This window comes from Zhihengliuella sp., assembly GCF_031178195.1.
Classification (GTDB): Bacteria; Actinomycetota; Actinomycetes; order Actinomycetales; family Micrococcaceae; genus Zhihengliuella.
In genome coordinates, this window is the sequence record NZ_JAPSJL010000001.1 from 117,456 (window position 1) to 130,368 (window position 12,913).

General features: G+C 70.0%; 15 protein-coding genes. 8 read left to right on the forward strand and 7 right to left on the reverse strand.

The window, feature by feature from the left end; genetic code table 11:
- Positions 1 to 27: 27 nt before the first annotated feature.
- The 4 genes from RIN46_RS00465 to RIN46_RS00480 all read left to right on the forward strand — a co-directional run bounded on the left by RIN46_RS00465 (position 28) and on the right by RIN46_RS00480 (position 5,008).
- On the forward strand, positions 28 to 996 hold the full coding sequence (locus RIN46_RS00465) for a tripartite tricarboxylate transporter substrate-binding protein (RefSeq protein ID WP_309080752.1): 969 nt from the start codon (positions 28 to 30) through the stop codon (positions 994 to 996).
- Positions 993 to 1,619 (forward strand): tripartite tricarboxylate transporter TctB family protein, encoded by a 627-nt coding sequence (locus RIN46_RS00470; protein ID WP_309080751.1) that lies wholly within the window; start codon positions 993 to 995, stop codon positions 1,617 to 1,619. Before RIN46_RS00465 ends, RIN46_RS00470 begins: the two co-directional genes overlap by 4 nt.
- On the forward strand, positions 1,620 to 3,152 hold the full coding sequence (locus RIN46_RS00475) for a tripartite tricarboxylate transporter permease (RefSeq protein WP_309080750.1): 1,533 nt from the start codon (positions 1,620 to 1,622) through the stop codon (positions 3,150 to 3,152).
- A gap of 320 nt (positions 3,153 to 3,472) precedes the next feature.
- Positions 3,473 to 5,008, forward strand: a complete 1,536-nt coding sequence (locus RIN46_RS00480) for an alanine/glycine:cation symporter family protein (RefSeq protein WP_309080749.1) — start codon at positions 3,473 to 3,475, stop codon at positions 5,006 to 5,008.
- Between the two features lie 101 nt (positions 5,009 to 5,109).
- Here the strand turns inward: RIN46_RS00480 and RIN46_RS00485 are convergent, their stop codons facing one another.
- Positions 5,110 to 5,406, reverse strand: coding sequence for an antibiotic biosynthesis monooxygenase (locus RIN46_RS00485; protein WP_309080748.1), 297 nt, complete (start codon positions 5,404 to 5,406; stop codon positions 5,110 to 5,112).
- 128 nt (positions 5,407 to 5,534) lie between these two features.
- On the opposite strand from RIN46_RS00485, the gene RIN46_RS00490 reads away from it, so the two are divergent.
- Positions 5,535 to 6,059 (forward strand): SRPBCC family protein, encoded by a 525-nt coding sequence (locus tag RIN46_RS00490; RefSeq protein ID WP_309080747.1) that lies wholly within the window; start codon positions 5,535 to 5,537, stop codon positions 6,057 to 6,059.
- 138 nt (positions 6,060 to 6,197) lie between these two features.
- Here RIN46_RS00490 and RIN46_RS00495 read toward each other — a convergent pair whose 3' ends face one another.
- Positions 6,198 to 7,019 (reverse strand): hypothetical protein, encoded by an 822-nt coding sequence (locus RIN46_RS00495; protein WP_309080746.1) that lies wholly within the window; start codon positions 7,017 to 7,019, stop codon positions 6,198 to 6,200.
- A 267-nt stretch (positions 7,020 to 7,286) separates the two neighbouring features.
- Between RIN46_RS00495 and RIN46_RS00500 the strand changes: the two genes are divergently transcribed.
- A complete protein-coding gene (locus RIN46_RS00500) occupies positions 7,287 to 7,772 on the forward strand; it encodes a DUF892 family protein (protein ID WP_309080745.1) in 486 nt (161 codons plus the stop codon).
- A gap of 151 nt (positions 7,773 to 7,923) precedes the next feature.
- Here the strand turns inward: RIN46_RS00500 and RIN46_RS00505 are convergent, their stop codons facing one another.
- The 5 genes from RIN46_RS00505 to RIN46_RS00525 all read right to left on the reverse strand — a co-directional run bounded on the left by RIN46_RS00505 (position 7,924) and on the right by RIN46_RS00525 (position 11,657).
- Positions 7,924 to 8,436 (reverse strand): GNAT family N-acetyltransferase, encoded by a 513-nt coding sequence (locus RIN46_RS00505; protein ID WP_309080744.1) that lies wholly within the window; start codon positions 8,434 to 8,436, stop codon positions 7,924 to 7,926.
- A gap of 62 nt (positions 8,437 to 8,498) precedes the next feature.
- The gene (locus RIN46_RS00510; protein WP_309080743.1) at positions 8,499 to 9,434 is read right to left on the reverse strand and encodes an ABC transporter substrate-binding protein; all 936 of its coding nucleotides are present in this window, start codon (positions 9,432 to 9,434) and stop codon (positions 8,499 to 8,501) included.
- The gene (locus tag RIN46_RS00515; RefSeq protein WP_309080742.1) at positions 9,431 to 10,120 is read right to left on the reverse strand and encodes an ABC transporter permease subunit; all 690 of its coding nucleotides are present in this window, start codon (positions 10,118 to 10,120) and stop codon (positions 9,431 to 9,433) included. The genes RIN46_RS00510 and RIN46_RS00515 overlap by 4 nt, the downstream gene beginning before the upstream one ends.
- Positions 10,117 to 10,842, reverse strand: a complete 726-nt coding sequence (locus tag RIN46_RS00520; RefSeq protein ID WP_309080741.1) for an ABC transporter permease — start codon at positions 10,840 to 10,842, stop codon at positions 10,117 to 10,119. Before RIN46_RS00520 ends, RIN46_RS00515 begins: the two co-directional genes overlap by 4 nt.
- Positions 10,839 to 11,657, reverse strand: a complete 819-nt coding sequence (locus RIN46_RS00525; RefSeq protein WP_309080740.1) for an ATP-binding cassette domain-containing protein — start codon at positions 11,655 to 11,657, stop codon at positions 10,839 to 10,841. The genes RIN46_RS00520 and RIN46_RS00525 overlap by 4 nt, the downstream gene beginning before the upstream one ends.
- A 262-nt stretch (positions 11,658 to 11,919) precedes the next feature.
- Between RIN46_RS00525 and RIN46_RS00530 the strand changes: the two genes are divergently transcribed.
- Together RIN46_RS00530 and RIN46_RS00535 are read left to right on the forward strand one after the other, a co-directional pair.
- Positions 11,920 to 12,405, forward strand: a complete 486-nt coding sequence (locus RIN46_RS00530; protein ID WP_309080739.1) for a hypothetical protein — start codon at positions 11,920 to 11,922, stop codon at positions 12,403 to 12,405.
- Positions 12,406 to 12,414: 9 nt separating this feature from the next.
- The gene (locus RIN46_RS00535) at positions 12,415 to 12,876 is read left to right on the forward strand and encodes a YetF domain-containing protein (protein WP_309080738.1); all 462 of its coding nucleotides are present in this window, start codon (positions 12,415 to 12,417) and stop codon (positions 12,874 to 12,876) included.
- Positions 12,877 to 12,913 lie beyond the last annotated feature (37 nt).

Sequence of the window (12,913 nt, forward strand, 5' to 3'; positions counted from 1 at the left end):
CTACGGAATGCGATGAGGAACAACACAGTGAAACGCATACTCTTCGGCGGCGCCGTGGCGGTCGTGACCGCCCTGGCGCTCGTCAACGCCGCCAGCACCGGCGGGGAATCGACCGCCCGCAGCAAGCTGGTGCTCATGGCGCCGGCGTCGCCGGGCGGCGGCTGGGACGGGTTCGCCCGCGAGTCCCAGCAGGCCATCAAGTCCGAGGGCATCAGCAACAACGTCCAGGTCGTCAACGTGCCCGGCGCGGGCGGCACCATCGGGCTGAGCCAGTTCGCGCAGATGGAGGGCCGCTCGGACATGTTGATGGTCACCGGCGGCGTGATGATCGGCGCGGTCGAGCTGGCCGACTCCGGCGTCGGCCTGGACGACGTCACCCCGCTCGTGCGCATGTCGGACGACTACTCGGTCATCGTGGTCCCCGCCGACAGCCCGTACGAGGACCTCGGCGACTTCATCGAGGCCTGGAAGGCCGACCCCGGCGGCACGTCGATCGCCGGCGGGTCGCTCGGCGGCATCGACCACCTGCTCATGGGCCTGGTGGCGGAGAAGGTCGGGATGGACCCGCGCGACGTCAACTACATCCCCTACTCCGGCGGCGGCGAGGCGATCACCTCGGTGCTCTCCGGGACGACGACGGCGGCGGTCTCCGGCTACAACGAGCTCTCTGACCAGATCGAGGCCGGCAACCTGCGGGCCCTGGCGATCTCGTCCGCGGAGCCACTGGAGGGCATCGACGTGCCGACCTTCAAGGAGGCCGGCGTGGACGCCTCGATGGCGAACTGGCGCGGCCTGGCCGCCGCACCGGGCATCAGCGACGCCGACAAGGCGGAGCTGGTCGAGATCATCGAGGAGTACCGCCAGACCGACCACTGGCAGGACGCGCTCGAGCGCAACGACTGGACGGACAGCTTCATGGTGGGCGAGGAGTTCGACCGCTTCCTGGAGCAGGAGACCGCGACCACCAACGAACTCGTGGAAGGACTGGGACTGTGAGCGCCACCGACACCGCACCCGTGGAGCGGGAGACCGTCAAGATCACCGGGTTCTGGTCCGGCCGCAGCGAGCTGGTCGTCTCGGGCCTCGTGCTCGCCCTGGCGACCGCCGTCGTCGTCGGGATCCTCACCATGGACGTCAAGGGGGACACGGTCCCCGGACCGCAGTTCTTCCCGACCATCGTCGCCGTGGCGCTCTACGCCATCGGCGTCCTGCACGCGATCAGCGTCATCCGCACCCGGCGCTTCCCGCACGGCGGCGGCTCGCAGAGCCCGGACGTCTCCTCGGACATGCTCGCCGAGCTCAGCCACGCCGAGCGCGCCGAGGTCTACGGGCGGCGCGGCGACCGGCCGCGCGCGGCCGGCCGCGTCCGCCTCTACTCGGACTGGAAGACCATCGGCCTGGTGGTCGGCGGGGTCGTCCTCTTCATCCTGGCCCTGCCGGTCCTCGGCTGGGTCATCACGGCGGCAGGTCTCTTCTGGGTGATCTGCAAGGCCTTCGGCAGCAAGCGTCCCGTCTTCGACGTCGGCGTCTCCCTGCTCTTCTCCTCGATCACCCAGCTCGCATTCGGCGCCGGCCTCGGCCTGAGCCTGCCGTCCGGCTTCCTGGGAGGGATGCTCTAAATGGATCAGCTTTCGCACCTGATGGAGGGTTTCGCCGGCGCACTGACGCTCGCGAACCTGGTCTGGGTCATCGTCGGAGCGCTGCTCGGCACCGCCGTCGGCGTCCTGCCGGGCCTCGGCTCCTCGATGGCGGTGGCCCTGCTGCTGCCCGTGACCTTCAGCCTCGACCCCACCGCCGCGCTCATCATGTTCGCCGGCATCTACTTCGGCGGCATGTTCGGCGACTCCACGGCGGGCATCCTGCTCAACACACCGGGCGCCTCCTCGGCGATCGCGACGACGTTCGAGGGCCACCGGATGGCCAAGAGCGGCCAGGCCGCCCGCGCCCTGGCCACGGCTGCGATGGGCGCCTTCATCGGCGGGCTCCTCGCCAGCACCCTGGTCGTGTTCTTCGCCCCCACGCTGGTCAAACTGGCCACCGAGTTCGGGCCGGCCGAGTACTTCGCCCTGGCGGTGTTCGCCTTCGTGGCGATCTCCTCGGTGGTGTCCGACTCGATCATCAAGGGCCTCACCACGCTGTGCATCGGACTGGTGCTCGCCATGATCGGCGTGGACGACTCGTCCGGCACCACCCGCTTCACGCTCGGCTCCCAGCAGCTCTTCGACGGCCTCTCGATCGTCGTCATCACGGTCGGCCTGCTGGCTCTGGGCGAGGTCATCCACGTGGCCTCCCGCGTCCACCGCGACCCCAACGCCGTCAGGATCCCGGCGAGCGGGCGGGCCCGGCTCAGCCTGCCGGACTTCCGCAAGGCCATGCCGGCCTGGCTGCGCGGCACGGCGTTCGGCGTCCCGTTCGGCATTATCCCCGCTGGCGGTGCCGAGATCCCGACCTTCCTGGCCTACGGGACCGAGAAGCGCCTGGCCGCGAAGCGCCGCGACCAGGAGTTCGGCACCACGGGCTCGATCAACGGCGTCGCCGCCCCGGAGGCGGCCGGCAACGCCACGGCGGGCATGGCCATGGGCGCCCTGCTCGCCCTAGGTCTGCCGGTCTCCGCGACAGCGGCCCTGATGCTCGCCGCCTTCCAGCAGTACGGCATGCAGCCGGGCCCGCTGCTCTTCGAGCGCTCCGGCGACCTGGTCTGGACGCTCCTGGCGTCGCTGTTCGTCGGCCTGATCATCCTGCTGATCATCAACATGCAGTTCGCGAGCTTGTGGGCCAAACTGCTCCTGGTGCCGCGCCAGTACCTGTACGCGGGCATCACGGTCCTGTCGATGCTCGGCGTCTACGCCGTGAGCTCCTCGCTCGTGGACCTGTGGTTCCTGCTCGCGATCGGCGTCCTCGGCTTCGTGATGCGGCGCTATAACTTCCCGGTGGCACCCGTGCTGATCGCGGTCATCCTGGGCCCGCTGGCCGAGACCTCGCTGCGCAACGCGCTGACGGTGTCCGAGGGCGACCTGGGGTACCTCGTCTCCTCGCCGGCGACGATCATCATGTACGCCCTGCTGGTGGTGGCCGTGGTCTACGCCGCGGTCAAGCACTCGCAGACGCGCAGGGCGGAGCGGGAGGAAGCGCGCCTCCTCGAGGACGCCTAGCGTCCGACGCACTGAAGAGAACACCCGCGAGAGGTGGCGGCCCGTACGGGCCGCCACCTCTTCTGCTGCGCGGGGCCGCGCGGTGCGGCGCGGCGCGGGCGAAAAATGTCTGAGATCTCAGACACCTTCGGGTCGGGTTCAATCATTGAAGTCCACACCAATTTTGCCGCTGAACGGGCGGTCAGGCCGCACGTGCCGGACCTGCTGCGGACAGCACCACGCCCGGTCCGGCGGCGCCCTGACGGCCGACACGGCGCGACCAGCCTGTGACGTGTGTCATCATCATGGGTGATCATTCGTACTCCCCTGGAGGTTTTAACATGAGCGACGTCTTAGGTGCCATCAATGACGTCATCTGGAGCGACTGGCTCGTCTATCTGTGTCTGGCGGCCGGCGTCTACTTCTCCGTCCGTTCCCGGTTCATGCAGGTCCGCCACTTCAAGGGCATGATCAGCCAGCTCGTCCGTGGAGAGACGTCGCCGTCCGGCGTCTCCTCGTTCCAGGCGCTGGCCATGTCGCTGTCCGGACGCGTGGGCACCGGCAACATCGCCGGCGTGGCAACCGCGATCGCCTTCGGCGGCCCCGGTGCGATGTTCTGGATGTGGATGGTCGCGTTCCTCGGCGCGTCGACGTCGTTCGTCGAGTCCACGCTGGGCCAGATCTACAAGACCCGCGATCCGCTGACCGGCGAGTACCGCGGCGGCCCGGCCTACTACCTCAGCCGCGCCCTCGCGCACACCCGCGCCGCAGGGGTCTTCAAGGTGTACGGCTACGTGTTCGCCGCCGTCACCGTCCTCGCCTGCGGCGTCCTGCTGCCCGGCGTGCAGGCCAACTCGATGGCCACCGCCATCGACGGTGCCTGGACCGTCAGCCCCTGGATCGTGGCGGTCGGCGCCGTGATCGTCCTGGCGTTCGTCATCATCGGCGGCGTCAAGCGCATCGCCACGTTCGCGTCGTTCGTCGTGCCGTTCATGGCGCTGGCCTACATCATCCTGGCCCTCATCGTGGTGCTCATGAACGCGTCGGTCCTGCCCGAGGTGCTGGGCATGGTCTTCCGCAGCGCCTTCGGCCTCGATTCCGCCTTCGGCGCCGTCGTCGGCCTGGCGGTCATGTGGGGCGTCAAGCGCGGCGTCTACTCCAACGAGGCCGGCCAGGGCACGGGCCCGCACGCCGCTGCGGCCGCCGAGGTCTCGCACCCGGCCAAGCAGGGCCTCGTCCAGGCGTTCGCGGTCTACGTGGACACCCTCTTCGTCTGCTCGGCCACCGGATTCCTGATCCTGTCCACCGGTGCCTACCGCGTGTTCCACGGCGGCAGCGAGGACGGCGGGGTGCTCGCCGAGGGCGGTCTGCTCTCCGCCACCGCCGTGGTGGGGCCGCAGTTCGTCCAGGAGGGCTTCGACTCCGCTTTCTCGGGCTTCGGTGCCTCGTTCATCGCGTTCTCGCTGATCTTCTTCTGCCTGACGACGATCATCGCCTACTACTACATGGCGGAGACCAACCTCCGCTTCCTGGTGGGGACGTCCTCGACCACCCTGATCCCGGGGATCAAGGCGAGCATCGGCCGAGTCACCACCATGGCGCTCCAGGTCGCGATCCTCATCGCCGTCGCCTACGGCACCGTGAACACGGCCGCCGACGCGTGGCTCATGGGCGATATCGGTGTGGGCCTGATGGCCTGGCTGAACATCATCGGCATCCTGATCCTGCAGCAACCGGCGTACAAGGCGCTGCGCGATTTCGAGCGCCAGAAGAAGCTCGGCATTGACCCGGTGTTCGACCCGAAGGCCCTCAACATCGTCGGCGCAACCTTCTGGGAGTCCTACGACCGCGACCGCTCCAAGGAGCCTGTGGCCTAGTCAGCGTCGATCGCCCGCGGCCAGCCCGGGCACCGTCCGGAAGCAGCCCCGTACGCACGAAGCCGCCGGCCCCCTCATCGGGGCCGGCGGCTTCGTCGTTCTCAGAGCGGGGAGCCGATGATCCGGAACTTGAACCCTCCCCGGTTCCCAGTCAGCAGCGGCATCGCCTCACTGATCGCCGAGCGGATCGAGGTCCGTTCGAGCGCCTCGCGGTGCGCCTCCTCGCTGGTCCACTGCTCGATCACGAACACCGTGCTGGAGTGATCGTCGCTCACCCCGACGTCGTAGGTCAGACAGCCCGCATCGACCAACTCGGGACGATGGCGCGTGAGGATATCGATGAGTTGATCGCGCTTGCCCGGTTGCGCTTCCAGTGTTCCAACGGTGACGAAGCTCATGGCTCGACGCTACGACTCTCCGCGGGCCGGGGCAAGACCTCGGTCGCTCCGCAGGTCTCGGCCCCGCCCGAACCGCGTGCTACTTTGTGCTCGACGGTCGTCCCGCTCCCCCACGAGAAAGAGTCGTCATGACGCAGATCAACATCAGCCGTGCGGTCGGGATCAACGCGACCCCGGACCAGATCCGCCCCTTCCTCACCGACTTCCGCTCCTGGCGCGACTGGTCCCCCCTCGACGAGCTGGACCCCGCACTGCACCGCGAGTACCGCGGCGCGGAGACTGGTGTCGGCGCCGTTTACGAGTGGTCGGGCAACAAGAGCACGGGCAGCGGCGTCATGACGATCACCGCGGTCACCGAGGACCACGTCCAGATCCACCTCGAGTCCCACGAGCCCTTCAAGGGCTCCAGCGACCACACGTTCAGCCTGGATCCGGTCCCGGGGAAGACCGGTCCCGGTCCCAAGGAGACCACGGAGGTCACCTGGACGATGGTCGGTTTCCCGCAGGGGGTGCGCGGCCTCGTCGCCAAGCTGTTCGGCAGGCTCGAGCCGCGCATGGCCGAGGCGATCACGCAGGGCCTGCTCAATCTGAAGGACCGGATGGAAATCGAGCCACCGGTCGGCGGGACGGAGCGGGCTGGAGCCTCGCTCTGACGCAGCGCCCTCTGGGCATCTGCCCGGACAACGCAACGCGCCCGCGCCGCACTGGCGCCGAGACGGACGGAGCGGGTGCGGACCGCGCTGGATCGCGAGGACCGCACCCGCTCCGTCGTGTGGCCGAGGCAGTCCCCGCTACTGGACGTTCCAGACGGCGGGCTCGCCGTTGACGTCGAACGTGGCGCCGACGCGGAGCATCGCTCCCTCGATCGCCTCGGCCGGGACATCGAAGCACGTCTGGTAGGACGAGGTTCCGCCGGCGGTCAGGTTCGGCTGCTCGATGCCGTTCCTCTCGAGGACCGCGGTGCAGGTGCTGCTGGAGTAGATCCGGGCGTCCGACCCCACGAGCTCCGCGGTCAGGTCGAGCCACGGGGTGCCCTCCTCCGTACCCTCGTAGGCGACGGTGAGGTCGACGAGGACGTGCTGGCCCGTTGCCGGCTCGTTTAACTCGTTCACGGCGGCGATGTCCTCGCCGGCGTCCAGGTTCACGGCGTCCACTGTCACCTGGTAGTCGCCGACGGCCGCGGCGGTGCCGAGCTGGTTCGCCTCTGTCGCGGCGGCGGCTGACTGCTCCTCCTCGGTGGCCGCGCGTTCGCCGGTCTCGGCCTGCTCGATCGTCTGGTCCACGGCGTCCTCGGCGCCGTCGAGGACGGACACGTAGAACGCCTGCGTCGCGAAGACGACCACGATGGCCATCACCGCGATCACGGTGGACGCGATGCCGAAGCCCTTGCCGCCGTTCCGCCTGGACGCCATGACCAGGGAGGCGATGCCGAGGCCCAGCGCGATGACGCCGAGGACTGCGGCGACGTTGTTGATGATCGGAAGCGCCGAGAGGCAGATGGCGACGAGCGCCACCACGAGTGCGGTGATGCCGAGTCCGCGGCCCGCGCGCGTCCTCGGCTTCGCCCCCGTCGGCGCGGACGGAGGCTGGGTGGTCTGTTCCGGATGGCTCATTTCTCCCCCAAGAGGTCGGTGATGATGTCGGTCCCGAGAGTGCTCGGGACCCAGCTCGAACAGTAGGCAGTGCCACCCACAGGATGGCGTCGAGGATCCTCGAGGGGACCTCACGGCGGCCCGCACCTAGATCGGGGCGGGTACGCGAGCACCTTCCAGCGAACTCCAAGGAGCTGTCCCTGTTCTTTCAGGAAGCGCTTGTTAGGTTCGGGGAACAGGCGGCCGGACGGCCGCCGCACCTCAGTTCCCTTAGGAGGATCTCAGACCATGCAGATCAAGAACTCGGAAGAACTGTTCGTACGCCTGCTCTCGCTGGCCAACAGCGCGGAGCAGCAGATGACCAAGGCGCTGCCCAAGCTCGCGCGTGCGGCTGAGAACCCCAAGCTCGTCGAGATGTTCGAGCACCACCTCGAGGAGACCGAGGGACAGCTGGAGCGCATCGACCAGGTCGCGAGCACCCTGGACATCACGCTGAAGCGGATCAAGGACCAGTCCATGGCCGCCCTCATCGGCGACGGCGAGGAGTTCATCGAGGCCACCGAGAAGGGCGCGCTGCGCGACGCCGCCCTCGTGGGCGCGGCCCAGCGCGTGGAGCACTACGAGATCGCCGGATACGGCACCCTCTGCGCCTTGGCCTACGAGCTGGGCTACACGGAGGCGAAGAACATCCTCGCCGAGACGCTGGCGGAGGAGAAGTCGACCGACGAGAAGCTCACCTCCGTGGCCGAGTCGAAGGTCAACAAGCAGGCCTAGCGGCCCCTCCGTTCCGGAGAACCGGAGGAGACGAACGGCCTCCGGTTCTCCGCAGGACAGACGAAGGCCCCGGGAGAGACGAACGGCTCCCGGGGCCTTCGTGCGCGCGGCCGGGGTCTCGACCCGCCCCAGACGAGGCGCCGGGGAGACGTCAGAGCCAGCGGGTCATGAAGACGCTGTTCTCATCCTCGACGTACGTCCCGAACGGCTCGCAGGGAGCGAACCCCTCCGACGCGTACAGGCCGCGCGCGGCGGCGAAGTAGTCCTCCGTGCCCGTCTCCAGGGAGATGCGCCGGACCCCGCGGGCCGCTGCGTCGCCCACCAGGAGGCGCACCATGGCTCGCGCGAGCCCGCGGCCGCGGTAGCCCGCGTGGGTGCGCATGCTCTTGAGCTCCTCGTGACCGGCCTGCGGCTCGCCGCCGGGGCCGTGCACGACGGCGATGCCGCCCGTCGCGATGAGGGCGTCGCCGTCGTACGCCGTCCACAGGCGGACGGACGGCCGGTCCAGACCGGCCAGGTCGAGCGCATGCACGCTCTCCGGCGGTGACGTGGCCGCCATGTCCGCGAGGTGCTCGCCGAGGAACGCCTCGAGGCGCGGGTCGGCGAAGTCGGCGCGTCGGACGGCGAAGCCGACGAGGCCAGGGGCGGATGACGTTGCGGTCACGACGGCGATTCTACGGGCCGCGGCGTCCCGCCCGCCGCGGACGGGTCGCGCGGTGGAGCCGGTCAGAGGTCCTGCTCGGCGAGCCATTCGTCGGCGATGGTCGCGGCCGGCAGCTGCTCGTCGACGCTGCGCCCGTTGAGCTCGAGGAGCTCCTCGGAGGTCAGCGCCGCGCTGACGCCGTCGATCACGCCGGCGGCCTCGTCACTCACGTTGTCGCTGGCCAGCGGCACCAGGTGCGAGGCCAGGAACAGACCCTCGGTGTCCTCGAGCACCTTGAGTCCGTTCTTGCTGATCGACGGATCGCCCGTGTAGACAATCGCGAGCTGGATGTCGCCGTCCTTGAGCGCCTTCACGGTGAGCGGTCCGCCGCCGTCCTCGATCGGGGTGAACCCCACCTCCACCCCGTACGCCTCCGCGAGGCCCTCGGGGCCGTTGGGCCGGTTCTCCGCCTCGGAGTTGGCGCCCATGGTCATCGGCACGTCGATGTCCTGCAGGTCCTCGATCGTCTCGAGGCCGTGCTCGTCGGCGAACTCCTGCGTGACCGCGTAGGCATCCTGGTCCGTGGCCGGGGCCTGGTCCAGCACCCGCAGTCCCTCGGGCGTGGCCTCCTGGAGCTCCGCGTAGACGTCCTCGCTCCGGGTCGCCTGGCTGTCCGGTACCCAGTACTTCAGCAGCGGCCCCGTGTACTCGGGGAACAGGTCGATCGAGCCGGACTCGATCTCCGGCAGGTATGCCTCGCGCTGGCCGATGCGGAACTCGCGCTCCACCTCGTGCCCGGCGTCCTCGAGCGCCTGCGCGTAGATCTCGGCGACGATCTCGTTGGAGTAGTAGTCCTGGGATCCGACGACGATCGGTCCGGACGCGGCCGAGCCGCCGTCGTCGGTGCCGCCGGACCCGGAGTCCAGCGGGTCGCCGGACCCGCAGGCGGTCAGTGTCAGGGCCGCGGCGGCGAGCGCGCCGGTCAGGCCGGTCAGGCGTCGGAGGTTGCTGTCCTTCATGCGTGCGCCTTTCGGTTCGTTGTTGTCTGGAGCCTAGCGGCCCGGCGGGCCCGGCGCTGCAGTTGCGCCAGGAGGACTTCGGCCAGGAGGGCGAGCGCGGCCACCAGCAGCGCCCCCGCGAGCATCTCGGCGTAGTCGCGGGACTTGAGCCCGGAGAACAGGTAGCGGCCGAGGCCGACGTCGGCCAGGTACGCGGCGAGGGTCGCCGTCGCGATGACCTGCAGGACCGCCGCGCGCAGGCCGCCGATGATCACCGGGGCGGCCAGCGGCAGCTCGACCCGGGTGACGATCTGCCATTCGCTCATGCCGACGGCGCGGGCCGCGCCCGTGACGTTCGGGTCGACGGCCTGGACGCCGGAGTAGGCGCCGGCGAGCAGCGAGGGGACGGCCAGGACCACGAGGGCGAGGATCGGCGCCTGGACGCCGATCCCGAGCCACAGCCCCAAGAGGGTCAGCAGGCCGAGCGTGGGCACGGCCCGGGCGGCCCCGGCGATCCCGACGACGGCGGTGCGCCCGCGCCCGGTGTGCCCCACGAGCACGCCGGCCGGGAGGGCGACGACGGCCGCGGCCGCGACGACGGCGGCGGTCACGAGGACGTGCTCGCCGATCCGGCCGCCGATGGCACCGGGCCCGGACCACTGGGCCGGGTCCGTCAGCCAGGCCCAGGCCTCCAGGAGCAGGCTCATGCGCGGCCCCCGTTCCCGCGCTCGCCCCGGACGGCGGGCTGCAGGGCCGACGGCGGGAGGAGCGACGGCGTCGTCCCCGCCCCGACGGCCGAGGCGCGTGTCCACGGGGTCGCCGCGCGGGCGGCGAGCACCACGAGCCCGTCCAGCACGAGCGCCAGGAGCACGGTGGCGACGACCCCGGTGACCACCTCGGCGACGATGCCGCGCTGGAAGCCGTCCGTGAACAGGGTGCCGAGGTTGGCGACGCCGATGAGCGCGCCGATGGTCACCAGACCCACGGTGCTGACCGTGACGACGCGCAGTCCGGCGGCGATCACGGGGACGGCCAGCGGCAGGTCCACGGCCCAGAACATCTGGCGGGGCGAGTGCCCCACGGCCACGGCGGCCTGCCGCACGGCCGGATCGACCGAGGCGAAGCCGTCCGCGACGCTGCGGACCAGCAGTGCGACGCCGTAGACGGTGAGGGCGATGATCATGGTCGCCGCCGAGCGCAGCGGCACCCCGAAGACCGCCGGGACCATGATCAGCAGGGGCAGTGCCGGGATGGCGTAGAGCAGGCTCGCACCGGAGAGCAGAGCACCGCCGAGCCGCGGGCGAGCGTGGGCCAGCCAGCCGATCGGCACCGCGATCAGCAGGCTGAGCAGGATCGCCGGGAGGCTGAGCAGCAGGTGCGCCCACGTCAGCTCCAGGACCAGCCCCCACGAGTACTGCAGCCAGGTCACGCGCTGCCCTCCAGGACGCCGATCGGCCGGCCCGCGGCATCCACCAGGATCCGCCGTCCGCCGACCTCCTGCTCGTGGATCCGGCGCTCGTGGCGGTCGGCGCCGATGAAGCGCCGGACGAAGTCGTCGGCGGGCGCGGCGAGCAGTTCGGCCGGAGTTCCGGCCTGGGCGATCCGCCCGCCCTGCTGGAGCACGACGACGTCGTCGCCCAGGCGGAAGGCCTCATCGACGTCGTGCGTGACCAGGAGGACCGTCTTGCGCAACTCCCGCTGCAGGCGGCTGAGCTCGTCCTGGAGCTCGCAGCGGACGATCGGGTCGACGGCCCCGAAGGGCTCGTCCATGAGGAGGACCTCCGGGTCGGCGGCGAGCGCGCGGGCGACGCCCACACGCTGCTGCTGGCCTCCCGAGAGCTGGCCCGGGTACCGGCGGCCGAGCTCGGAGTCCAGGCCGACGCGCTCCAGGAGCTCCGAGGCCGCGTGGCGGGCCTGCCGGCGGCCGGCGCCGTCGAGCACCGGGACGGTGGCGATGTTGTCCAGCACGTCGCGATGCGGCAGGAGCCCGCCGGCCTGCAGGACGTAGCCGATCGAGCGGCGGAGCCGGACGGGGTCCGCACCGGCGACGTCGCGGCCGTCCACGAGGACGGTGCCGGAGGTCGGATCGACCATGCGGTTCACCATGCGCAGCAACGTGGTCTTGCCGCATCCGGACGAGCCGAGGAGGACGGTGATGCTCCCGGCGGAGACCGTACGGCTGAAATCCTCGACGGCCACGGCGCCGCCCTTGTAGGTCTTGCTGACGGATCGGAATTCGAGCATCGAGACTCCTCCACTCCCCTGGGGTGCTGTCCAGCCTATACGCGGGCCCGCCCGAGCGGACCGACGGTCCGGGCCGTTCCGAGGTTCGACGCTGAGGCGGTTCGCCCGGGAGGGAGGTTCGCCGCAGAGGAGACCGTGCAGGAATTCGGACGGTTCCTGAGAGCTTCCTGGGAACTACTGCCGGGCTGGCTCCCGTCGGTTCGCGAGCTGTTAGCTTGACGCAAGGGCTGACATGGGAAGACACGAGCGCGAGGAGCCACCGATGGACTTGGAGATCGGCCAGCACAGAGAGTTCCAGAAGAAGGAGTGGCTCGCCACGCGGATCGGCTGGGTCCTGATCGCGCTCTTCCTGCTGGCCGGCCTGCTCGGGTTCCTCGGCCCGGGCCCCTTCAGTCAGACCACCGCCACGAGCGATTCGGGCTACGTCGCCGTCGAGTTCCAGCGCATCGGGCACAACAACGCCGACGACAACCTGACCCTCGACCTGTCCAACGAGACCGTCACCGACGGCAAGGTGACCGTCCATCTGACCGGGACCTGGCCGGAGAGCGTGGACATCACCGGCGTCTCGCCGCAGCCCAGTGCGGAGTACGCCGTGCCGGGCGGGACGGCGTACGAGTTCGAGGTGCTCGACGGTGCGGACGTCTCCGCATCCTTCGCCTTCCGCGCCACCGGCTACGGCCCGCTCGATGCGACCGCCTCCGTGGACGGCGACTCCGTCGACTTCACCCAGTTCGTCCTACCGTAGGGAGCCATCATGGACGCCGTACTCCGCGCCCTCGCCATCTACCTGATCCTGCTGCTGCTCTTCCGGCTCATGGGGAAGCGGACCATGAGTCAGGTGACGACGTTCGACTTCGTCCTGCTGCTGATCGTCGGCGAGGCCACACAGCAGGCGCTCCTCGGCGAGGACTTCTCGATCGTGCAGGCGGCGCTGGTCGTCGCCACGCTCATCGCCTTGAGCCGCTTCTCCGACTTCCTCGGCTGGAAGTTCCCCACGTTCGGTCGCGTCACCGAGAGCGTGCCGCTGGTCCTGGTGCAGGACGGCAAGGTGCTGGACGACGTCCTCACCAAGGAGCACCTCACCGCGGACGAGATCATGGACGCCGCCCGCGAGACCCAGGGGCTCGAGCGGATGGACCAGATCAAATGGGCGGTGCTGGAGCAGTCCGGCACCATCAGCGTGGTCCCGCGGGAGAACGCCGCGCCGAAGTCCTGACGGGATGGCCCGTCAGCAGGCTTCCAGAACTGGCCGC